Annotated in this window: 18 protein-coding genes; 2 read left to right on the top strand and 16 right to left on the bottom strand. The window is 36.4% G+C overall.

Annotated features, from left to right (window positions below):
* Positions 1 to 247 precede the first annotated feature (247 nt).
* Genes AC4G3N_RS17620 through AC4G3N_RS17630 form a run of 3 tightly spaced genes read right to left on the bottom strand, consistent with a single transcriptional unit; the run spans position 248 to position 2,501 of the window.
* Complete coding sequence (locus AC4G3N_RS17620; protein ID WP_140462265.1) at positions 248 to 1,549, bottom strand: FtsW/RodA/SpoVE family cell cycle protein; 1,302 nt, start codon at positions 1,547 to 1,549, stop codon at positions 248 to 250.
* Positions 1,550 to 1,554: 5 nt separating this feature from the next.
* Positions 1,555 to 1,962 (bottom strand): PadR family transcriptional regulator, encoded by a 408-nt coding sequence (locus AC4G3N_RS17625; protein WP_140462264.1) that lies wholly within the window; start codon positions 1,960 to 1,962, stop codon positions 1,555 to 1,557.
* Positions 1,947 to 2,501, bottom strand: a complete 555-nt coding sequence (locus tag AC4G3N_RS17630) for a sigma-70 family RNA polymerase sigma factor (RefSeq protein ID WP_148631264.1) — start codon at positions 2,499 to 2,501, stop codon at positions 1,947 to 1,949. The genes AC4G3N_RS17625 and AC4G3N_RS17630 overlap by 16 nt, the downstream gene beginning before the upstream one ends.
* A gap of 351 nt (positions 2,502 to 2,852) precedes the next feature.
* On the opposite strand from AC4G3N_RS17630, the gene AC4G3N_RS17635 reads away from it, so the two are divergent.
* Positions 2,853 to 3,869 (top strand): zinc-dependent alcohol dehydrogenase, encoded by a 1,017-nt coding sequence (locus tag AC4G3N_RS17635; protein ID WP_148631262.1) that lies wholly within the window; start codon positions 2,853 to 2,855, stop codon positions 3,867 to 3,869.
* A 150-nt stretch (positions 3,870 to 4,019) separates the two neighbouring features.
* On the opposite strand, the gene AC4G3N_RS17640 is transcribed toward AC4G3N_RS17635, so the two are convergent.
* The 10 genes from AC4G3N_RS17640 to AC4G3N_RS17685 form a co-directional block, all read right to left on the bottom strand.
* The gene (locus AC4G3N_RS17640) at positions 4,020 to 4,736 is read right to left on the bottom strand and encodes a GntR family transcriptional regulator (protein WP_148631259.1); all 717 of its coding nucleotides are present in this window, start codon (positions 4,734 to 4,736) and stop codon (positions 4,020 to 4,022) included.
* A gap of 167 nt (positions 4,737 to 4,903) precedes the next feature.
* On the bottom strand, positions 4,904 to 6,700 hold the full coding sequence (locus AC4G3N_RS17645) for a glycoside hydrolase family 3 protein (protein WP_222861907.1): 1,797 nt from the start codon (positions 6,698 to 6,700) through the stop codon (positions 4,904 to 4,906).
* Positions 6,701 to 6,797: 97 nt separating this feature from the next.
* Positions 6,798 to 8,207 carry an MFS transporter gene (locus tag AC4G3N_RS17650; protein WP_066109943.1) on the bottom strand — a complete coding sequence of 470 codons (1,410 nt, stop codon included), beginning with the start codon at positions 8,205 to 8,207 and terminating at the stop codon, positions 6,798 to 6,800.
* 236 nt (positions 8,208 to 8,443) lie between these two features.
* On the bottom strand, positions 8,444 to 9,367 hold the full coding sequence (locus tag AC4G3N_RS17655; protein ID WP_491090859.1) for an AraC family transcriptional regulator: 924 nt from the start codon (positions 9,365 to 9,367) through the stop codon (positions 8,444 to 8,446).
* Between the two features lie 450 nt (positions 9,368 to 9,817).
* Positions 9,818 to 10,501, bottom strand: a complete 684-nt coding sequence (locus AC4G3N_RS17660) for a GntR family transcriptional regulator (RefSeq protein ID WP_066109948.1) — start codon at positions 10,499 to 10,501, stop codon at positions 9,818 to 9,820.
* Positions 10,502 to 10,660: 159 nt separating this feature from the next.
* Entirely contained in the window at positions 10,661 to 12,457 is a 1,797-nt protein-coding gene (locus AC4G3N_RS17665) for a glycoside hydrolase family 3 protein (RefSeq protein ID WP_066109952.1), read from the bottom strand.
* An 86-nt stretch (positions 12,458 to 12,543) separates the two neighbouring features.
* Positions 12,544 to 13,950, bottom strand: coding sequence for an MFS transporter (locus AC4G3N_RS17670; RefSeq protein ID WP_308810556.1), 1,407 nt, complete (start codon positions 13,948 to 13,950; stop codon positions 12,544 to 12,546).
* Between the two features lie 187 nt (positions 13,951 to 14,137).
* Positions 14,138 to 15,088, bottom strand: coding sequence for an AraC family transcriptional regulator (locus AC4G3N_RS17675; protein ID WP_077248203.1), 951 nt, complete (start codon positions 15,086 to 15,088; stop codon positions 14,138 to 14,140).
* A gap of 250 nt (positions 15,089 to 15,338) precedes the next feature.
* Entirely contained in the window at positions 15,339 to 16,106 is a 768-nt protein-coding gene (locus tag AC4G3N_RS17680) for an aspartate/glutamate racemase family protein (protein ID WP_066109954.1), read from the bottom strand.
* A gap of 230 nt (positions 16,107 to 16,336) precedes the next feature.
* Positions 16,337 to 17,521 (bottom strand): Bcr/CflA family efflux MFS transporter, encoded by a 1,185-nt coding sequence (locus AC4G3N_RS17685; protein WP_175354330.1) that lies wholly within the window; start codon positions 17,519 to 17,521, stop codon positions 16,337 to 16,339.
* A 444-nt stretch (positions 17,522 to 17,965) separates the two neighbouring features.
* Here AC4G3N_RS17685 and AC4G3N_RS17690 point away from each other — a divergent pair, with 444 nt between their 5' ends.
* Entirely contained in the window at positions 17,966 to 18,151 is a 186-nt protein-coding gene (locus AC4G3N_RS17690) for a hypothetical protein (RefSeq protein ID WP_066109956.1), read from the top strand.
* Positions 18,152 to 18,457: 306 nt separating this feature from the next.
* On the opposite strand, the gene pth2 is transcribed toward AC4G3N_RS17690, so the two are convergent.
* From pth2 to AC4G3N_RS17705, 3 genes are all read right to left on the bottom strand, one after another.
* Positions 18,458 to 18,838, bottom strand: a complete 381-nt coding sequence (gene pth2, locus AC4G3N_RS17695; RefSeq protein WP_491090863.1) for an aminoacyl-tRNA hydrolase — start codon at positions 18,836 to 18,838, stop codon at positions 18,458 to 18,460.
* Positions 18,839 to 19,535: 697 nt separating this feature from the next.
* Positions 19,536 to 20,273: a hypothetical protein gene (locus AC4G3N_RS17700; RefSeq protein WP_491090865.1), complete on the bottom strand. Its 738-nt coding sequence runs from the start codon at positions 20,271 to 20,273 to the stop codon at positions 19,536 to 19,538.
* Positions 20,274 to 20,394: 121 nt separating this feature from the next.
* Complete coding sequence (locus tag AC4G3N_RS17705; protein ID WP_491090867.1) at positions 20,395 to 21,657, bottom strand: TasA family protein; 1,263 nt, start codon at positions 21,655 to 21,657, stop codon at positions 20,395 to 20,397.
* Positions 21,658 to 21,696 lie beyond the last annotated feature (39 nt).

The raw sequence follows: 21,696 nt of genomic DNA on the forward strand, positions 1-21,696 counted from the left end.
TAGCTCATTGCTCCAAAATCCCACTATAATGAGGGATAAGTTAACCTTAACATAAAAATCCCACCTGTGTTTAACAGATGGGATCATATCATTATCCTCTAAGCATATTGCGTCCGCCATTAACCGCGATGATTTGTCCGTTAATATAGCCTGAAATCCTTTTCGTGATTTCCCACTCTTATTTTCTGCCTATGGAAGATGATGTTAATTGGTTTGGTCCGAACCTCGCTTAAAAAGGATGCTAGGCCTAATTGACCTCGCACTCTCTTTCTGTCATTACACCATAATGCTTACGCCTGTAAACACTAAGTACAATTCCTATTAAAAACGCATTCAAAATCGTCGACATCCAGCCATAGCTGATAAACGGTAAGTAGATTGTCATAATCGGGACAAACCCGAATATCATCGCAATATTATAGAAAAATTGTAAAGAAAACAGGGCCAGAGCTCCGATAACAAGTAACTTTCCATATCTATTGCGTGCTCCTATCGCAATATACCCCATTCGAATCACAAATAATAGGAGAATAATCAGAACTGCCACGGTGACAACATACCCGAAATGAGAGGTCAGACCCGCCAATGCATAATCGGAATATGTTCCTGGAAGAACATTACCCTGGCCAGCAGAGCTTCCATACCATTTTGCTTCGGTCATCAGCTCCCTTAGTTGCACATACATATACCCTGAACCATCTGCATACTTCTCGGGATTTATATAGGCTGCTATCCGCTCATTCTGATAACCTTTTAAAGAAGGCAAAACGGCTACCAACCCAATTATGAATGCTGTAATCGTACTTGCGGTTATAAATAATGCAGTTTTCTTACTTAAATGGCTCCACCATAACATAATCAAAACTGTCATTCCATAGATAAATGAGATTGCTAGGTCTGGAACCATTAAGAAAAGATAAAAGGAGTAGATAAACAAAAGAAAAAGCTGCCAAACTTTCAATTTCTTATTCTGAAAAAATTGAGCCCAAGCCAGGAAAAAGAACGGCAATGCAATCCAACAATTGAATGAACCAAGCATTGGTATACCAAAATAAGGTTCCCCATTGATTGTATAAGACGGAATTAGCCGTAACCCATAGAGTATAGCTACACCAACCAGATAAAAGGCCCAACCCCATCTTTGCAGCTTCCGATAGTCAAAGTACATAATCCCAATTGCCAGCGCTATGCCTAGCAGACCAAAAATCACTCTATTCCGCATAAATGAATCCTGTATTTCCACTTGTGACGAATCCATTGATAAAATCGGGAGAAATCCAAGCATCATCACTGCTGCTAACAGGGAAAGAAGCAGCCAATCCACTTTCGGTCGGTATAGCTTGTTCATCTTCTCACCAAGCTTATACGGATCTCCCATTTGCTTAATCGCCTTCTCCTGTGCCTCCGTAGCCGACAGCCCTTTCCCCAGCCAATATTCCTTTGCTTCCTTAAGATGATAATTCAATTCTTTTTCAACACTTACCTTCGCTTCCTTTGAGCGAATTTGCCCGATAACTTCTCCCAAAAAGCGTTCTCTATCATTGACCATTCTGATCACCTCTCCGCCTGTCCTCTCAAGGTAAGACTAGCTAGCCATACTCGTTCATCAGACTTTTCAAGCGCACGTCTCCCCTTGTCGGTCAGCTGATACTTTTTTTCTCCTGATGATCCCCATGAAGCCGTAATGATTCCCGCTAGCTCCTGTTCATGCAAAAACGCATATATAGAACCTTCCTGGTCCTCATACTTTCTTATGCCTCTTACTGCAAGAAGCCTTGTTAATTCAAAGCCTGTCCTTTCCTTTAAAAGAAGCTGGAGGAGGTTAATGAACATATCCTGCTCGCTGAATGATTCTTTTGCGATGGACTTATGAATGCGCTTTTTCATAGTTTCTGAGAAATCTAGCTCCCGCATGCAAGTTTCCTTCATAGCCTTTTTAAGACCCTTCAACCGTTCTTCCATTCGCTATATCCCTCCCAACTATCCTTTAAAAGTGTCTTCGCCCTGCGGAGTCTCGTTTTCACTGTATTGTTATTAATATATAGTACCTGCGCCATTTCACGAATGGGCATCTCCTCAAAATAATGAAGATAGATGACTTCCCGATATTTAATCGGCAGATGCATAACAGAATGCACCAGACGTTCTTCTTCATCTTGCCGAATAACCGCTTGTTCAGTGCTATGCCCACTTTCACCAGAATAAATGTATTCATCACTTGAGAGGAAGACATGGTTTTTGTACCAGCTTTTCAAATAATCCTTGCAATGATTAATAGCTATTCTCCACAACCATGTCCTAATTTTTGATTTCCCCTTATATGTATGAAGGGATTGATAGCATTTTACAAAGATATCTTGGGTAAGGTCCTCAGCAAGTTCACGATTCTTCACATAAGAATAGGAGAGTTGTAAAATTTCTTGCCCATATTGGTCCATCAGTTCGTCGATGATGATCTCCTTTTCCTCAATAACGAGGCGTTCCATTGTTATTTCATCCACTATTTCTCCCCCTTCCTAAATATTGACGAGGCTATTCCGTTTCCGGTTTTAATTTTTTAAAATAAAGTTTCTTTCAGTTACTCAGGTTTCGGAGAGTCTGTCGGTCTCATTAATAATTTTGAGATGAATCCGTTTACAAACAATACCAATAGCAATACTGATTACTTGTCAATAATTAATAGAAATTACAGATATATAGATTTCAAATACTATATACATATATTACCACCTATAATAAATGTCTTTGGGAGATTAGTAACATTTTTATTGTTCATATAAATGGTTCCAAATTGCTCTGGTATATTAATTGTCATAAAATTAAGTATACTTATAAAAATTGGGGTGAATGAGATGAAAGCAGGAGTTTATCATGGCTTAAATGATGTACGAGTTGAAGAGTTACCAATGCCAACAATCGGACCGAAGGATGTATTATTGCGTACATTGCGTTGTGGTATTTGCGGTACAGATATAAATATTGTAAAAGCTGGTGCCGGAAATATGGGCATCCGTTATGAAAAAGAATTTGGGCATGAATTTTTCGGTGAAGTCGCAGAGGTTGGTTCAGAGGTAAAGGACATTCAAGTTGGAATGCGCGTTGGGGTGAATCCGATTACCGCTAAACGAGTTGGTAAGGCACTTTCTTGTGAAGCAGGCGGATTTTCTCAATTTGTGGTCATCGAAGATGCAGCCTTAAATCATAACTTATACACTTTCTCAGATGAAGTAACACCTGAAGAAGCGGCATTAATGGAGCCTATGAGCGTTGGTTTTCATGGTGCTTTCTCAACTAACCCTAAACCAGGTGAACATATCGTAGTACTTGGTGCCGGTCCGATCGGATTATCAGCTGCTGCCGGCTTGATCGGAGAAGGTATTAAAGATGTGGTTGTAGTAGATATCAATGATTGGCGTTTAGCTAAAGCTCAAGAATTAGGTGCGAAAACAATCAATACCACTAAACAGGATCTAGCCACAACACTTGTTGAATATTTCGGCACAGCTGAATACTATGGTTTTCCACTTCCAAATGTGGATGCTTTTATTGATGCTGCCGGTGCTCCTCCATTATTTGAACAAGCATTCAAAATGGCAAAACCTGATGCTCGTTTTGCCATTGTTGCCGTGTACAAACAAGACGTACCAGTAAGTTTCTCGGATATTATGAGTAAAGAAGTAAAAATTATTGGTGCAAGTGGGTATACACATGAAGATATCGTACGTGTCGTCGATCATATTGAGAAGAAAAAAACACCAATCGCAACAATGGTAACGCAAGTCTATAAATTAGACGACCTTTCAAAGGCTTTTGAAACAGCTATCGCTGCCAATGAAACGATTAAAGTTGTTGTAGATCTTACTGATTAATAATTCATCGTGCATTAAAGACACTAAAGACTCTTTAATATTATAAAAATTAAAATCGACATTTTTATGTTAATAACTTAAAAAGAAGTCTCTTAAAAGTGCGTAGCTTTTGAGAGGCTTCTTTTTAATTTTTATTACGTTAACGTAAGCTCATGTTGTAGCCATGAATATTTTGCGCTCATTCTTCTCGCAGATTTCTTCTTTATACCTTCTCCAATAATCTAGTGGTTTGAATATATGTTTTTTAAGAGTATCTTCCACTCGTTCCATCTCTTTATTCTCAATTATAGAAAGTATATTTCTATGTTCAGCAATCATCTGTTCAAAATGATGTTGGCTAAAGTTAATCATTCGGTGATAATCCATATTCATACGTGAAATTGCTTTCCAAGTATTATCCCTATGATGACCTCGGAAGATAATGGAATGAAAGCTATCATCTAATTCATTAAATTGTCTAGTCATCTTTTTTGGACTCAGTATGTTTTGTTGAATCAACAGCATTTCTTGAAGATCAAGATTTCTCCTTAACTGATCAACATTCTCTTCAGAAAAATAATTACATGCTGATTTTAAATATTTCTTTTCTAAGTCAAACCACATAAACGATGCTTCTTCAACCAATTCCAAATTTATTCTTGAAACATATGACCCAACTTGTGGAATAACATCTACAAGATGCTCTTGATGAAGTTTCCATAACGCACTTTTTATAGGCGTACTTGATACTTTTAATACCTCAGTCAGTTCTCCAACACTCAATAACTGTCCAGGCAGTAATTCTAATGATAATATCCCTTCTTTAATTGCTCTATACGAGTAGTTATTATTATTCTCACCTGGTAACCTTGATAACATTTTCATCATACTTAGTCTCACTCCTATTAGAGAAAACACTGCTAGTCTCTGTTCAAAGCTTATTTAAGTAAAGAAGATAGTTAAATTCCGTCTAACTATCTTCTTACCTACGGCAGAAATGAAATGATGATTTAAATTACATAATCTAAAAACCTATTATTTATATAAACACTTCATTAAATTCTTGTATCGATAAATCCACAAAATGCATCGACAGGGCTTACACCTTTAAATTCTGAACGTCCTAACAATTTATCAACTATTGCAGATAATGTATGTTCATGACTATCATAGGCATTTATGTATGTCTTAACTTGCGGTACATCTGCTAAATGGAATGGACATTGTAAAGATATAAATATTGTCGGTACTTCATTTACATAGAACGGTATATCTGGAGTTCCCTTTGAAGGATTCCATTGAATACGCTGATCTGTGCTTGGTGGTACGTCTGCTATGTTTATGATTAAATCATAATTACTTGTTAAATCAGATATTGGACGTTTTTGAGCATATACGTTCATGACTGCACCTAACATTTCTTGTGGTGGAAGTTTTAATATCTTATCTATTGCAGATTCATATATTTCAACTTCAAAACCTGCTTTTTCAAGTAATTCCTTCATTAATTCGATTGGCTTTTTCTTACCAACCGACATAGCAGCCATGATTTTACCATAAGCAGATTCTGGTCCTTTTACATCAACAAGTAAAACCCTCTTATTCTTTTCTGGATTGATTGGTAATAATTCCTGCTTATTCTTCACTAATGTGATCGCTTTATCTGATATTTCTGGTGCAACAGCCTTATTTGCTTCTGTTCCGATTTTAGCCATGGCTTCTTCTTTTGGCTGTAAAATTTCAGTTTTAGCTTTTGTGTGTAATCCTAAAGATGCTTTCAATCCTAATATACGAGTTAATGCCTCTTCAAGTCTTTCTTCAGTGATGATTCCTTTTTTATAGCCTTCCATCATCCAGTTGAAGTCTTCCTCCGGGTCATTGAAGAATAAGAATAAGTCACAGCCAGCAGCTATAGCTGTAGGTAACATCTCACTGCGCTTCATAGCAGATGTCATCGCTACCATGTGAGAAGCATCCGTTACGATTACACCATTAAAGTTCAATTTATCTCTTAATAGATTTTGTAAGACGATATTACTTAAACTTGATGGCGTTGCTAACTCTTCAATCGTTGCATCTGGTTTAAAGTGACGTACATATTCCGGTAAAGCGATGTGCCCTGACATGATAGAAGGTAATCCCGCTTCTATTAATCCTCCATATACTTTTCCGAATGTATTATCCCACTCTTCTACTGTTAACGTGTTTGGAGCAAATGATAAGTGATGATCCCTTTCATCTACGCCATCTCCAGGGAAGTGCTTAGCAGCTGGAGCTATACCACTTTCCATTATTCCTCTCATATATTCTAAAGAGTATTCTAAAACTTGCTCTGCTTTATTGGAGTAGCAACGAGTAGATATTACTGGGTTTCTCCAGTTCATATCGATATCAACAACTGGTGCAAAGCTCCAGTTACACCCGATAGCAGCAGCTTCCTCTCCGGATACTCTCCCCATTTCATAAGCATACTTAGGATCATTTGTAGCACCTATTTTTACCTGATGACCTACATATGTACCATCTATACAAGCACCATTTCCACCGCACTCTGTATTTGCAGCTATTAATAGAGGAACCTTACTATTTTCTTGTAAGATTTTATTTTGGTCATATACTTGTTCAGCTGTAGCTGGATTGTAACGAACGGCACCGATATGATAAGTATCTAACATTCCTTTTAAGTACTCTTCATCACGGCTGGCTCCCATGTTTACGAATAACTGACCGATTTTTTCCTCGATTGTCATCTCTGCAATTGTATCTTCTACCCATTTAATATCTTTATCTGTTAAATTAAACGGTTTTGCTTTTAAATCTACCATCATTGTTTTTTCCTTTAAGTCGATCATTAACTAAATCCTCCACCGTAAAATATCTAGAATTGGCTCTAATGATTATTCATACCAATTATTAGAGCCAATAATTCAACCTTAATTCTTCAATTCATTAACTATTTGCATTACGTTTTGCTTCTAATTCTTTACTTAATTCAATTGTTTTTTGCTTGTTTAAAGGATACATGAATAAAACGACTGCAATGATTCCGTATAATACACCTGGCACTAATGTACCTAGCATGTAAATACCATCTAATACTTCTTGTGGTTGCGTACCTAATGTAGCATTATAACCAACAGCGGCGATTGCCACCCCACCGATACCACCAGCTACTGCTTGTCCTATTTTTCTAGACATAGAAACAATAGAATAAACCGTTGCATCTTCTCGTAATGATGTTAGGTATTCATGATAGTCAATAACATCTGAAATGAATGCATAAGTAATAAAACTATAGAAACTCATGCCCATCATAGCTAGTGCTACAATAGCGATAAACGGCATTGTTTCAATACCTTTTAAGAAGAATAGCGCAATGTATATAACACTTGCAAATGCCATTCCGACAATTGAGATTTCCTTTTTACCAAACTTTGCAACTAGTGGCTTAACTAATGGAACTGTAATGAACATTGACGCCATTTGAACAAGTCCAATTATACTTAGCGCTGCTGCATTACCGAAATAATCTTTGAACAAGTACGTATTAACTGCCATAACAATAAAAGATGTTAACATAGTCATGAGTGATGCTGTTAGTACCCATAGGAATGGTTTATTTTTCACTAAACTTTTCAAAGAACGCAGGAAATCACCCTTCTTCACTTCTTTTGCTGGTGCCTCAATACGTTCTGTTGAAAGTTTGTAGCAACCAATATAACAAGCAATTGCTAACACACCGAAGATACAAGCTGTCATGAACATGCGATCTGCACTAATTTTGTTATCAATAAATACAATCATTGGTCCAAGAACATTAATAATAAGACCTGCTAAGCTAGCACCTACTGTACGCCATGTAGACAATGTTGTTCTTTCAACTGGATCAGCTGTAATAACAGAAGCCATTGATCCATAAGGAATATTAACTGTACTGTATAATGTACCCCAAACAATATATGTCACAAATGCCCATGCTAGATAGAATCCATCTGACATTCCAGGAATGGTTGTGAACATTAAAACACCTGTAAATACTAATGGGAATGACATACGTAATATCCAAGGCTTAAACTTTCCATTTTTTGTTGTTGGTCGTGTATCAATAAAACGTCCCCAAGCTACATCAGCAAATGCGTCCCATAGTCGAGCGACCATAAATAATACCCCTACTGTTGCAGCACTAATATGGAAAATATCTGTATAAAATACCATTAAAAATGTACTAGTTAATAAGAAAAAGAAATCGTTTCCAAAGTCACCTAGTAAATAGCCTACTTTATCTCGTAAGCCGAATGGTCTTACCGTACTAGAGTTAAGTTGTTCCTCCTGCTGGAGTACTGGTTCTCTCATGCTCATTTAGTTATCCTCCTTAATCTATCCAACAAATATAATTTGCTCAGTATTGAGCATAATTAACTAAACATATACCTTCTTTTTCTTAAGATAGAAGGGTGTTTACTCTTATGAACGGAACAGCCTTACATTTGCTCAATATTGAGCATATTCAATCAAAGTTACTTATAAATTGGTATGAGTGTTGTTTTCTAACTTTTTTGATATAGAAAATTTAGATTGCTCAGTACTGAGCATAATTAACCAAAAGTTTGTCTTCCTTTCATTTTCCGATAACTAGTTGGTGTCATCCCAATTCTCTCTTTAAAAAAGCGACTGAAGTGGGCGGCACTTCCAAAACCCGTCGAGCGGAATATGTCTTCCAGTGATTGATCAAGCTTCATTTCCAATAAATACTTTACCTGAATCAGTCTGCATTCCATTACATATTCCATGACCGTATAGCCAGTAACCTCTTTAAAGACATGGGATACATAGTATTTATTTAGATTAAACTCTTTTGCAATACGTTCTAAGCTGATTTTTTCGCAATAGTGCTGATTAATCCATGAGAGAATATTCTCAGCATGCTGTTTCTTTTCTGTCTTCTTTTGTTCGACGTGCAGCTGTGAACATTGGCTCATTTTATAAATCTTCATCAATAGTTGGAGAAATTCTATTTTCAGTTCTGTTTCTAATATCGAATTTATTTTACCTGTAGATTGAAACTCCTGATCGATTATCTCCAGTTGCTTTGCGAACCATTTAATTTTCTCTGCAACATATTTACCCGAAGCATCAAATCCAGTTCGCAAAATACAGTTATTCAGCTTTTGAAAAGGGTCCAAAAGATTTGGCATGCCCAAAACAGGAAATAACCTCCCTAACCAAGCTGGTGAAAAATGAATGGTACTCCTTACATAGGTATCAGGAGAAACAGTATTTGTCTTATGTAAAGTAAATCTGTCCAAAAGAATGATATCTCCTGGTCGTAAGTCATACATTTTATTATGAATAAAATAATTACACTGCCCCTCTTCAAAGACATAAATCTCATATGTACCGTGTGTTTCAAATTGATTAAATCCAGTCACATCTGTATTTAATCCTTGAAGACGATAAGAAGCCAAAATAGATCCATCTAAAACTTTAGGTTGATAAATATCCTTTGCCCATTTATTCACTACTTTTCACACTCCCGGAAGTCAGCGTTCTTAAAGGGCATTCTTTAGAACACCTACTTATTATACTAGTATATCAATAAATAAAATTCATTACATGAAAGTGCTTACTTTTTTAAGTTTTTTGATTTATTTTGCTAATACGTATTGAGACCTAAAATTATATTGATATAGGAAATATTTATTTTACACAATCCCGTTAAAGGTTAGACATTGAAACATAGACTTGATTGTATAATCTAAGCATGTTGGAAAACCCATCAAATATAAAAAGAGTTACCGTCAGGAAATATTCTTCTGGCAACTCTTTTTATTGGTTAGATTAACCTTTCGAAACTTTTGGGTAGCTTCAACATGATTAAATCGATATATCATCCATTTATATTTGGATATCTTTGTTTTGAGGCTTTTTCAGTTGTGTAATGCTTTCTTTCTCATTTCACTAACACTTTTCTAACATACTTCCTCTTTATATACATTTCTCCAATCATCTATTGGTTTAAATATATGTTTTTCAAGAGCTCTTTCTACTCTTTCTATCTCTTTATTTTCGATTATGGAAATAATTTCTTTGTGTTCGGCAATCATTTGTTCAAAAGGATGTTGGCTAAAGCTAATCATTCGGTGATAATCCAGCGTCATATGAGAAATTGCTTTCCATGTATTAGTTCTATGATGTGCATGAAAGATAATCGAATGAAACTGATCATCCAACTCATTAAATTTCCTGGCCAGCTCTTTTTGATTCATTATGTCCTTTTGACCCAACAGCGTCTCTTGAAGAATAAGATTCATCTTCAACTGATTCATATGTTCTTTAGAAAAAGAATGACAAGCTGATTTCAAGTATTCTTTTTCTAAGTCGAACCACATATATGCTGCTTCCTCAACTAATTCCAAATTGATTCTTGAAACATAGGATCCTACTTGGGGGATTACATCTACGAGGTGTTCCTGCTGAAGCTTCCATATAGCAATTTTAATAGGTGTACTTGAGACGTTAAGAGCCTCTGTTAGTTCTCCCAAACTCAATAATTGTCCAGGCAGTAAATTCAATGATACGATTCCTTCTTTTATGGCTCTGTATGCATAGCTATTATTGTTCTCACCAGATAATCTGGATACCATTTTTACCATATTTCATTATCACTCCTCTCTACTAGTACACTATTCACTCTTTATAAAAAGTAAAGAAGATAGTTAAGTTCAGTTAAGTTAACCTCGCTCTAACTACCTTCTTATTTAAAGATTATGATTTAAATCGCACAATCAACGAATTTTTATAAAAAATTCTAATTAAAGTTGTGCATCGATAAATCCACAGAATGCATCAACAGGGCTTACACCTTTGAATTCTGAACGTCCCAATAATTTATCAACGATCGCAGTCACCGTATGATCATGACTATCATATGCATTAATATATGTCTTAATTTGCGGTACATCTGCCAAGTGGAACGGGCATTGTAAAGAAATAAAGATAGTCGGTACTTCATTTACATAGAACGGTATATCTGGAGTTCCCTTCAGAGGAGCCCATTGTATACGTTGGTCTGTAGTCGGTGCTACATCTGCTATGTTGATGATTAAATCATAATTATTTGTCAGTTCAGCAATTGGGCGTTTTTGAGCGTATACGTTCATGATTGCACCCATCATTTCTTGTGGAGGAAGTTTCATCAGCTTATCGATTGGTGATTCGTAGATTTCAACTTCGAATCCTGCTTTCTCAAGCAGTTCCTTCATTAATTCGATTGGTTTCTTCTTACCAGCTGTCATAGCAGCCATTAACTTACCATATGCGGATTCTGGTCCTTTTACTTCAACAAGTAAAACCTTCTTATTCTTTTCTGGATTGATTGGTAATAATTCCTGTTTATTCTTCACTAATGTGATCGCTTTATCTGAAATTTCCGGTGCAATAGCCATATTTTTTTCTGTTCTCATTTTAGCCATTGCTACTTCTTTTGGCTGTAAAATTTCAGTCTTAGCTTTTGCATGCAATCCTAAAGAAGCTTTCAATCCTAAAATACGAGTTAATGCTTCTTCAAGTCTTTGTTCAGTGATAATTCCTTTTTCATATCCTTCCATCATCCACTTGAAGTCTTCTTCTGGGTCATTGAAGAATAAGAATAAATCACAACCAGCAGCTATTGCTGTAGGAAGCATGTCTTTCCGCTTCATAGCAGATGTCATAGCTACCATATGGGAAGCATCAGATACGATTACACCATTGAAGTTTAATTTATCTCTTAATAGATTTTGTAATACGATATTACTTAAACTTGCTGGTGTTGCTAACTCTTCAATAGTCGCATCTGGTTTGAAATGACGTACATATTCCGGTAAAGCCATATGTCCTGTCATGATAGACGGTAGTCCAGCTTCTATTAATCCTCCATAAACTTTTCCGAATGTGTTATCCCACTCTTCTACTGTTAATGTGTTTGGAGCAAATGATAAGTGATGGTCCCTTTCATCTACACCATCCCCTGGGAAGTGCTTAGCAGCCGGAGCTACACCACTTTCCATAATTCCTCTCATATATTCTAAAGAGTATTCTAAAACTTGCTCTGCTTTATTGGAATAGCAACGAGTAGAGATTACTGGGTTTCTCCAGTTCATGTCGATATCAACAACTGGTGCAAAACTCCAGTTACATCCGATAGCAGCTGCTTCTTCACCAGATACTCTACCCAATTCATAAGCATACTTAGGATCATTTGTAGCACCAATTTTAACTTGGTTTGCTACATATGTGCCATCTATACAAGCGCCATTTCCGCCGTTCTCCGTGTTTGCAGCGATTAATAAAGGTATTTTACTATTTTCTTGTAAGATTTTATTTTGATCGTATACTTGCTCAGCTGTAGCCGGGTTGTAACGAACCGCACCGATATGGTAGCTATCTAATACTCCTTTTAAGTACTCTTCATCACGGCTAGCACCCATGTTTACGAATAACTGACCGATTTTCTCCTCAATTGTCATATTAGCAATGGTTTCTTCAACCCATTTAATAGCTTCATCTGTTAAATTAAAAGGTTTTGCTTTTAAATCTACCGTTACCGCTCTTTCCTTTAACTCTATCATTATTGGATCCTCCGCAATAAAAATATTTAAGATTGGACCGAATGGAATAATTCGGTCCAATCTTTTATCCTAGATGATTCAACTGATTAATTGTTTGCTCTTTTCGCTGCTAAATCTTCAGCAAGTTGAGCTGTTTTCTTTTTATTTAATGGATACATAAACAAGACTAAAACAACTAGACCATAAAGAATGGCTGGTACGATTGTACCTAACGCATAGATTCCATCTAGCACTTCTTGTGTTTGTGTTCCACGTGTTGCATCATAACCAACAGCGGCAATTGCAGCACCGCCGATACCGCCAGCTAAAGCAAGACCTACTTTTCTTGCCATTGCAATGACAGAGTAAACGGTCGCATCTTCTCTCATTGAAGTTTTATATTCATGGTAATCCGTAACGTCAGTAATGAAGGCCCAAGTCACAAAGTTATAGAGATACATACTAAATGTACCCACTGCCGCAAAGGCCACAAATTGAATTGCTGACAGACCTTTTAAGAAAAATAATAGTGTATAGACAATAGTAGTAATTGACATACCGATTAAAGCTGTTTCTTTTTTACCAAATTTCGCAACTAACGGCTTTACTAATGGAAGACATAAAAACATAGATACCATTTGTATTGCCCCAATCAAACTTAAAGCAGATGCATCTCCGAAATAATCTTTAAACAAATAAATATTAACAGTAGTTAGTAGGTATTGTACTAACATAGCTATAAGCGAAGCTGACAAGACCCAAACAAATGGTTTATTAGTCATTAAGCTTTTCATGGAGCGAAGGAAAGCACCTTTTTCCACTTCTTTTGTCGGTGCCACGATACGTTCTGTAGAGAGTTTATAACAACCGAAATAACATGCAATTGCCAAAACGCCAAACACAGCCGCAGCCATGAACATACGGTTTGCATCAATTTTATTGTCTACAAACACAATCACTGGTCCCAAAACATTGATAATTAAACCTGCTAAGCTTGCCCCTACTGTACGCCATGTTGATAATGAAGTACGTTCTACAGAATCAGCTGTCATAACGGATGCCATTGATCCATATGGAATACTAACAGTCGCATACAATGTACCCCATACAATGTAAGTCACAAATGCCCATGCCAGGTAGAAACCATCAGACATACCAGGTATTGTCGTGAACATTAAAACACCTGTGAATACTAGTGGGAAAGACATGCGCAGAACCCATGGTTTATACTTTCCATGTTTCGTCGCTGGTCTTGTATCAATGAATCGGCCCCAAGCCACATCAGCAAATGCATCCCAAAGTCGGGCAACCATAAATAATACCCCGACTGTTGCAGCATTAATATGGAAAATATCTGTATAAAATACCATTAAGAATGTGCTGGCAAGCAAGAAAAAGAAGTCGTTTCCAAAATCACCCAGCAAATAACCGACTTTATCTCGTAATCCGAATGGTCTTACTGAATTAGATTCAACTTGTTCCTCCTGTTGGAGTGCTGGTTCTCTCATACTCATTTGTTTTCCTCCTTAATCCATTAAAGTTTGCTCATCTTTGAGCATATTTAGTGAAAAAATTCCTTATTTACACATTATTTCTCTTATAAGAATGCTATGTTCCCATCCTTATTATAATCTTCTAAAATCTAACAGATATTGCTCAATTGTGAGCATACTAAATTACATTTTGCTTCTAATCTAACAATTAAACTTTGCTCACAGAAGAGCAAGATGGATCAAACGTTTGGCTTCTTTTCATCTTTCGATAACTGGTAGGTGTCATCCCGATTCTTTCTTTAAAAAAGCGGCTGAAATGGGCAGCACTTTCAAACCCAGTTGATAGAAAAATGTCTTCCATTGATTGATCAGGTTTCATTTCCAATAAATACTTTACCTGAATTAGCCTGCATTCCATTACATATTGCATGACTGTATATCCGGTAACCTCTTTAAAAACATGAGAAACGTAGTACTTATTTAAATTTAACTCTTTAGCAATACGTTCCAAGCTGACTTTTTCACAGTAGTGTTGATTAATCCACGAGGCAATGTTTTCAGCATGTCGCTTTTTTTCCGTTTTCTTCTGTACGACTCGGAGTTGTTGACATTCGCTCATTTTATAAATTTTTATCAACAGTTGAAGAAATTCAACCTTCAGTTCAGTTTCCAATAGGACATTGATTTTACCTGTACATTTATATTCCTCGTCTATAGCTTCCAACTGCTTTTCAAGCCACTTAATTTTCTCAGCCACATACTGACCTGAGGAATCAAATCCTGTCCGCAGTATACAGTTATTCAGCTTTTGAAAAGGATCCAAAAGATTTGGCATTCCTATTACAGACAACATACTCTCCAACCACACTGGAGAAAAATGAACCATACTCCGTACATAGGTATCAGGAGATGTGGTATTTGACTTATGCAAAGTTAATCCATCCAAAAGAATGATATCTCCTGGCTGCAGATCATATATTTTATTATGAATAAAATAATTGCATTGCCCTTCTTCAAGTACATAAATCTCATATGTACTGTGTGATTCGAATTGATGAAACCCAGTCATATGTTTATTCAATCCTTGAAGACGATAAAAAGCCAAGATGGATTCATTCAACACTTTAGGTTGATAAAAATCCCTCGCCCTATTTTTCACTACTGTTCACACTCCCGGAAGTCAGTGTTCTAGAGGAATCTTTTTGGAACACCTTTTATTATACTAGTATACTAACAAGAAAAAATCATTTCATGAAAGTGCTTTCTACTTCCATTTTTTTGACTCATATTGCTCTCTCTTGTTTGCCATAAGATACAGAAAAATAATATAATTTTATAAGGCCAGCAAAGATAAATATTAAAAAACACAAGCTCTTTGGACTTGTGTTTGTCTTCACTCATTCACTTTATTAAATAAATCCATAATATGGGCTTTGGCTATTTGCATAATGTGCCCAGTTAATGAGTGTAATAAAATCATACACAGGCAGCTGCACTGCTTGCTGGATATCAAATGCATAGGGAGGCAGGTCACTGCATTCTAATAAGATGGCTCCGACTTCAGGATGCTTTTCCTTTATCTCAATTGCTTTTTTAACAACCTCATCCCTCAGCTTTTCATTATTAAACGTACCTGCTCCATTCGAAATGGATGAAAACTCTTCTCCCTGGCTCAAATCACCAATGATCAAATTAGATCTGTTTGTAACTCCGCACGTTTTCAAAAGGGAATCCGTCAATCCTTTTTCATAGGCTGTTAATATACCAATTTTTTGTCCTGGCTTTAATCCAACCTGAATCATAGACAGTTGAACGAGGCTAGACAGATAGACAGGAATTTCTAATGCATTTGCTATTTGCTTATGAAAGTTTCCAAAGAACCCACACGCACTTGAAATAACTTTTGCTCCTTCACTTTGAAGTTGCATAGCTGCATCAATAATCCCTTTTTCCAGTGTTCGATCATTATTTAAAAGACGCTGACCCGTACAGCCGGGAACCAATTTATAATGAACAGGAAACGGAAAGGTTGAATAATTTGCGACATTGCCGGGAATGACAGGATAGGAATCTTCATCTAGGTATAAAATCCCCACAGAAAATCCTGTTATATAGCGTCCTTTTTTTTGTACGAGCTGGCCTGGATTTGTGCCAGGACCAATATATCCATAATGCATTCAATCTTCTCCCCTTTCTTATCAGAATTAGTCTTTTACAGAAATATGGATTTATGCAAAAAAGACAGCAGAAGAAGCCCGGAAATTTTCACCTTGACCCAATTTAAATTATCCAAAGACTAAGAACAGCGGAAAATAAATTAGGTTTTTGAGATGGGCAATAATCCAAATAAAAAAAAGTTGCCGACAAGACATCATCCTGTGGCAACTCTTTTATTAAAATCAAGCCTTTAATCCGTAATAATTTTTTTTTGCAAACAATAGATCCATAATAACAAGGATAAAACGAGGAAAATCAGCATTGTCATGCTCAAGCCATTAATATAATCTCCCCACTGGAGTGACCCAACCATCATCCCTACACTGCCGATCACTGTAAAGCCAAAGTTCATTAGACTTGAAGCTGCTCCGACATTTGACTTTTGCATAGATAATAGCGTATTTGACACCATCGGTCTGAGATATGTCGTGATAACCGTGAAGGGCACATAGCATACAAGAAATACAAATGGGCTGATGGAACCTACTAAGAAGAGCAGGCAGATAGATATTGTGACAATTACAAAGGCGATATTGATCGATTTTTTTATCGAACCGCCACCAACACGCATATAAAGAAATGGTCCAATCAAACCTATACAAGCTGCACCGGCAAAGTAAAGGCTGAAGGCAGATTCCGAGATGCCAAATCCATCTATATAAATGTATGAAGCGAGTGTTAGATATGCCATAAACGGTGCCATTAAGAGAGCAACAACAAGCAATAGGCTGGTAAACTTCTTATCCTTCACAATACTTGTAAGCCCTAAGATAGATTTAAATGTACTGCCAGATACTCGCTTTTCCTGCGGCAAAGTTTCTTCTAAAAGAAATCCTCCTATAAGTGATACTAGGAATAGAACAGCTAGAGCAACAAATGTCATCTTCCAGCTGAAAAAGGCTAAAATAACCGCGCCCAAAATAGGCGCTAGCATTGGAGCAAGCAGAACGATCGCCTGCGTGATTGACAAAACATTAGACATCTCTTTTCCTTCGAAGCTGTCTTTAATCAAAGCTGTAGAGATGGCAACCATCCCTCCTGCACCAAATGCCTGAATTGCCCGGGCTGCAATCAAGATCCAAATCGACGGTGAAATTGCACAGATGATACTAAAGGTCAGTGCCACAAGGATACTGCCCAACAGGACTGGCTTTCGTCCGTACTTATCACTCATCGGGCCAAGAATGAGGATACCAATTGCCATAAAAATAAAGAATATCGTCATTGTATAGCTTGTAACTGACGAGGTTGTTTGATAATAGTTTGTCATTTCAGGCAACGAAGGCATATATAAGTCTGTTGCCAGAGGAGGCGTCATCGATAATAGCGCGATGAAAGCAATAAGCCCGCCCTTTTTTAAATATTTTTGTTCCATTGACATCTTCCTATCTTCCTAATGATTACATGGATTATTAAGATTAAATGAAAAAATAATTCAATAACCGCCGTCGTTAGTTTGTTAACGAAAATAATCCACATTATCTTAGGGTAACAGGAAACTGCTGAGCTGGGCGATATGTAAAATATAGAAATATTGAGGAGTAACCCAGAGGACTGTTTCAACTTAATAGGTAATACAACTTGAACCTAATAGTCATCTCTAAATAAAGGAGGACTCTAGTCGAAAATACTTTTATCATAACTATTAAAGATTGCTTGTACTGCATCCTTTTTTATAATTAAAAATTCAAAAAACAACCACAACTCTGGAAAATAACAAAGACTTTTCGCATCCTAACAAGGCTGTTAGATATAAAAAATCGATAAAAATTTGGTGTATACTCCGTTATAGTTAATTAATAGTTTATGAGGTGTTACCATGAATACAATCAAAATTGACAATAAAACTAAATCACAACTTAACATAGAATATATGAACGCTGTATACGCTGTTAGCAGTGCTAAGCATCCAGCTGAATATCTATACAAAGTTACTCAATATAAGAAAGCAAAGCATTATAAACAACTATTAGAAGGCCATTTAAACCAACATCAATGTTCTTAATATTTTTAATATACGTAATGTATATAAAGAAAAAGAAGCGTACCTAGTGTATTGGATCCGTAAGTTAGGACTGCATCGCTACACTAGGAGCGCTTTTTTTATATCATCCTATTCTACTATTTAACGAACGTCGGATTCTAAACATCATAATGGCCGCCCTAAGAATGAAATTGTGTAAAATCTTTAATGAAGTGCGCGAAAAGTACCTTCTATTGAGGTTTCGCTATATTTGAGGTACAACATCTTTAACGGTGATTTTCAGTATTGTATGGGATTACGTTAGCAAAAACTATATCATTACAAGATTTATAATAATTTTAAATGACCAGTTACGTCATCCACTTTCCCTCTCTCGCCAAGTATAGCAAGACACGTACCTGTTTTAACACCGTTGAACATGGTCAATCCGTTATCGGTGATAAGTCTTACAGGTAATTCTTTTTCTTTCGCAAGGTGATAAATCGAATATAATTCATCCAAACTTTCTACATAAACAGTCACTTTTACAAATGTTTCATTAAACCATTTGTTTAAAATTTGTTTGTGATTTTCAGTTCCATTATATTCAATCCACTTCACAACCCCTAAAGAAGCATGACTTCCTTGGGCTACATATTTCCCTTTTGTCATTTGTAAATCTTTTCTCATCACAATAACCATCTTTGTTGTACTTGACTTCTTTTCCAAGTTGATAGCTCCTTTTCGCAAAGAATATGTTGAAATTGTTTACTCAACTCCATTTTATTTTTTCATATGCCTATTGGTGCCTATGTGGAGAAAATTCAATGATTAATAGTTTGTGGTAAGGTCTTGGTCAATTCACCCTTTTAAAAAAGGGACTAATATTCATTGTTAGTTTTCTAAGCTATCGCTAATGCTGTTTGCTATAATGCAGTTTAACTTATGTATTTTCAAATGGTGTATGTACATCCTTTTTTCACCATTAAAAACAAAAAAAAGAAGCATCCCGCAAGTTTTTCAACTTGTAGGATACTTCTTTTAATGGAAGAGGCAGATTACATCATGCCGCCCATATGGTTACAAAGTGTAATATATTTTCCTATATTGGAATGGAACTGCGTCAAATCGACGTTTTACTCGCTATATGTGTAATATCTTTATCTTGAATTTACTGCGATTTATTAGGTTTCGTTAGCAAAATGTTAGCACTTGGTTAGCAGCTAAATATATACGGTTTCACCTTTCCTAAAAGCGATGCAATTCAATATGCATCGCTTTTAACGTTACACGATCGATATGCGGTGAATTAGCAGCTAAAATCCAGGGGCTGGAGCAGTAGCTAAAACTGTGTCCCAACCAATAGTAATTTACAAAAAAAAACCGACACTCAAAAATATGAATGCCGGTTTCTGTTACATTATTCTCAGTTCTGATCTGCAATTTCAAAAGTCTCTTCTGAATCATCAGGAACTTCAGATGGTTGAACAGTAGAAGGTATGTTGTCTAATTCACCATCTGCTTCATTGTTTATTTCTTCATCTGAATCTCCAATTACATCTTTATCTAAATTTTCTTCTTCATTTGGTCCAAGTGCAGGTGTTGAATCTGAAGCATCATTCGATATTTCTGTGTCTTCTAATTCTTCCATATCAGCAATGTTCATTTCTGATTGTGCTGATGTTCCGATTATATCATTATTTTTAATTGTATTTTCTCCACTATAAGTTCCCCATGCACTTTCAAAATAGTATTTCCCTGTTGTACCAGGGTAAAAAGTAAACGTCATTACTTCTCCTGGCGCTAACTGAGTACTATATAATGGTAAAAAACCTTCCGGCCCAGATATTCTAAAATACCCTGTACTAGCCGAACCGTTTGCCTTCACAGTAACCTTATAACCTTCTCCCTCTGCCTTTTGGGTAAGGATATATTCGCCATTTTCCATGGCTATTGTGGCAGCTCCGTCTTGAATATTTACGGTAATATCATACTTGGCTGATTCTATACTTTGTATAGAAGTGGTAACATTGTCTGCAAACCAAGCCCATGTTGTACCCATTAAACAGGTTATGCATATAATTATTCCCAACAAGGAGGGCATAAGCATTTTAACCAAATTATTACTCTCTATTATGTATTTAAGTTTATATAATAATTTCAATTTTCTCGCCCCCTTAAATTGTGCTATAAATGAGCAATCAAAAGGCACTACGCTAACAGGGATGAAATGCCCTTTGATTGCTGCCCACAATGTGGGCAGGCTTAATTATACTAATAAATGTTTATTCAACTATTTTACCATTTGCACCATAGTAAACTGTCGAGTTAGAGTTATATCCATAGCGAATTGGAGACTTCGTAACTCCAGTAACTTCAAATGTATTATTATTATTGTATATATCTAATTTCAGACGTCCATCAACCTGATCTTTGTCATAAGCAGCGGTAGCACCTGAATAAAGCTTGCCGCCAAAATCAGCAGATGAGTAATTATGTACCCAGAACGCACGAGTGTTACCCTTTAATGTACTATTAGTAATCTTAACATTATTCATGGCAGGGCCGCTGTTGAATACTCTAACTCCACAATAGTCAGAATCAAATACACAGTTGTTTGCATTCATGGTAACTTCACCCCAGTTATTGAGATGAACTGCAAAGTTCATATCTGTTCCAGAAACGCTAACTGTTACACCTTCCATATTCAGTACGCCGCCATCTGTAACATTAATAGCAGTTGCAGCACCATTCCATCCCATGTTGACACCTGTGTGAGTCAGTTTTACAGTCCCATTAAGAAGTGTCAGCTCTCCACCATTTACGTCAAGCATAAAGTTATGTGTCGCGGTATTTGTATTTTCAGCAGTAAGAGTCTTTCCGTTCAGATCAATAGTTACAGCTTTTCCATTTTCGATAACTACTTTCTGTTCGTTGCTTAAAACAATGTCATTCGCCAGAGTAACACTTTCGCCAGCACTTAATGCAGCCACTAATTCATTAGCTGTGGCAACTGAATATACTGTATCCTGTGTGGCAACTACTGTAATTCCAATACCATCAATTGATTTACCCTGATATTCATTACCAGCAGTTGTTTTCATAGTACCGCTTATAGTAATTTTTTCAGAATCACCCTTAGCTAATTTGTATTCCTCATTAATGTTTGCACCTTCAATTGTCCAATCAATGGCTTTGTTAAGTTCTGCATCACCATTGATGCCAGTAATGATAACTTTATACTTAAGAGGTAAGTTACCTTTATTCTTTACAGTTACCGTTTCTAAATTGTATGTAGCCCCTGGTTCCCAAAGGATTTCATCCTTTGCTCCATCAGGAGTATTCCAGTTAAGAGTCTTACCTTCAACAGACGCCTCTTCGTTTGCATCTAAAAGCGCAATGTCTAGAGTCCCTGCTTGAATTTTGTTGACACCTGTGCTTGCTGTATCCGTAAACCAAGCAAATGTTGCACCGGCTAACATTGTTACGCTCGCACATGTTGACACTATGCTCGTAACTAATGCTCTTTTAGTTGATCCTTTTTTCATATCCTATCTCCTCCTAAAACATTTTTGGTATCGGTCGAG

The organism is Bacillus sp. z50, from assembly GCF_058313585.1.

Excerpts from the sequence above, each read along its gene's own strand:
- AC4G3N_RS17620 (WP_140462265.1), bottom strand. The coding sequence starts at position 1,549 with ATGGTCAATGATAGAGAACGCTTTTTGGGAGAAGTTATCGGGCAAATT.
- AC4G3N_RS17625 (WP_140462264.1), bottom strand. The coding sequence starts at position 1,962 with ATGGAAGAACGGTTGAAGGGTCTTAAAAAGGCTATGAAGGAAACTTGC.
- AC4G3N_RS17635 (WP_148631262.1), top strand. The coding sequence starts at position 2,853 with ATGAAAGCAGGAGTTTATCATGGCTTAAATGATGTACGAGTTGAAGAG.
- AC4G3N_RS17640 (WP_148631259.1), bottom strand. The coding sequence starts at position 4,736 with ATGATGAAAATGTTATCAAGGTTACCAGGTGAGAATAATAATAACTAC.
- AC4G3N_RS17645 (WP_222861907.1), bottom strand. The coding sequence starts at position 6,700 with ATGATCGACTTAAAGGAAAAAACAATGATGGTAGATTTAAAAGCAAAA.
- AC4G3N_RS17650 (WP_066109943.1), bottom strand. The coding sequence starts at position 8,207 with ATGAGCATGAGAGAACCAGTACTCCAGCAGGAGGAACAACTTAACTCT.
- AC4G3N_RS17660 (WP_066109948.1), bottom strand. The coding sequence starts at position 10,501 with ATGGTAAAAATGGTATCCAGATTATCTGGTGAGAACAATAATAGCTAT.
- AC4G3N_RS17665 (WP_066109952.1), bottom strand. The coding sequence starts at position 12,457 with ATGATAGAGTTAAAGGAAAGAGCGGTAACGGTAGATTTAAAAGCAAAA.
- AC4G3N_RS17670 (WP_308810556.1), bottom strand. The coding sequence starts at position 13,950 with ATGAGTATGAGAGAACCAGCACTCCAACAGGAGGAACAAGTTGAATCT.
- AC4G3N_RS17680 (WP_066109954.1), bottom strand. The coding sequence starts at position 16,106 with ATGCATTATGGATATATTGGTCCTGGCACAAATCCAGGCCAGCTCGTA.
- AC4G3N_RS17685 (WP_175354330.1), bottom strand. The coding sequence starts at position 17,521 with ATGGAACAAAAATATTTAAAAAAGGGCGGGCTTATTGCTTTCATCGCG.
- AC4G3N_RS17690 (WP_066109956.1), top strand. The coding sequence starts at position 17,966 with ATGAATACAATCAAAATTGACAATAAAACTAAATCACAACTTAACATA.
- AC4G3N_RS17705 (WP_491090867.1), bottom strand. The coding sequence starts at position 21,657 with ATGAAAAAAGGATCAACTAAAAGAGCATTAGTTACGAGCATAGTGTCA.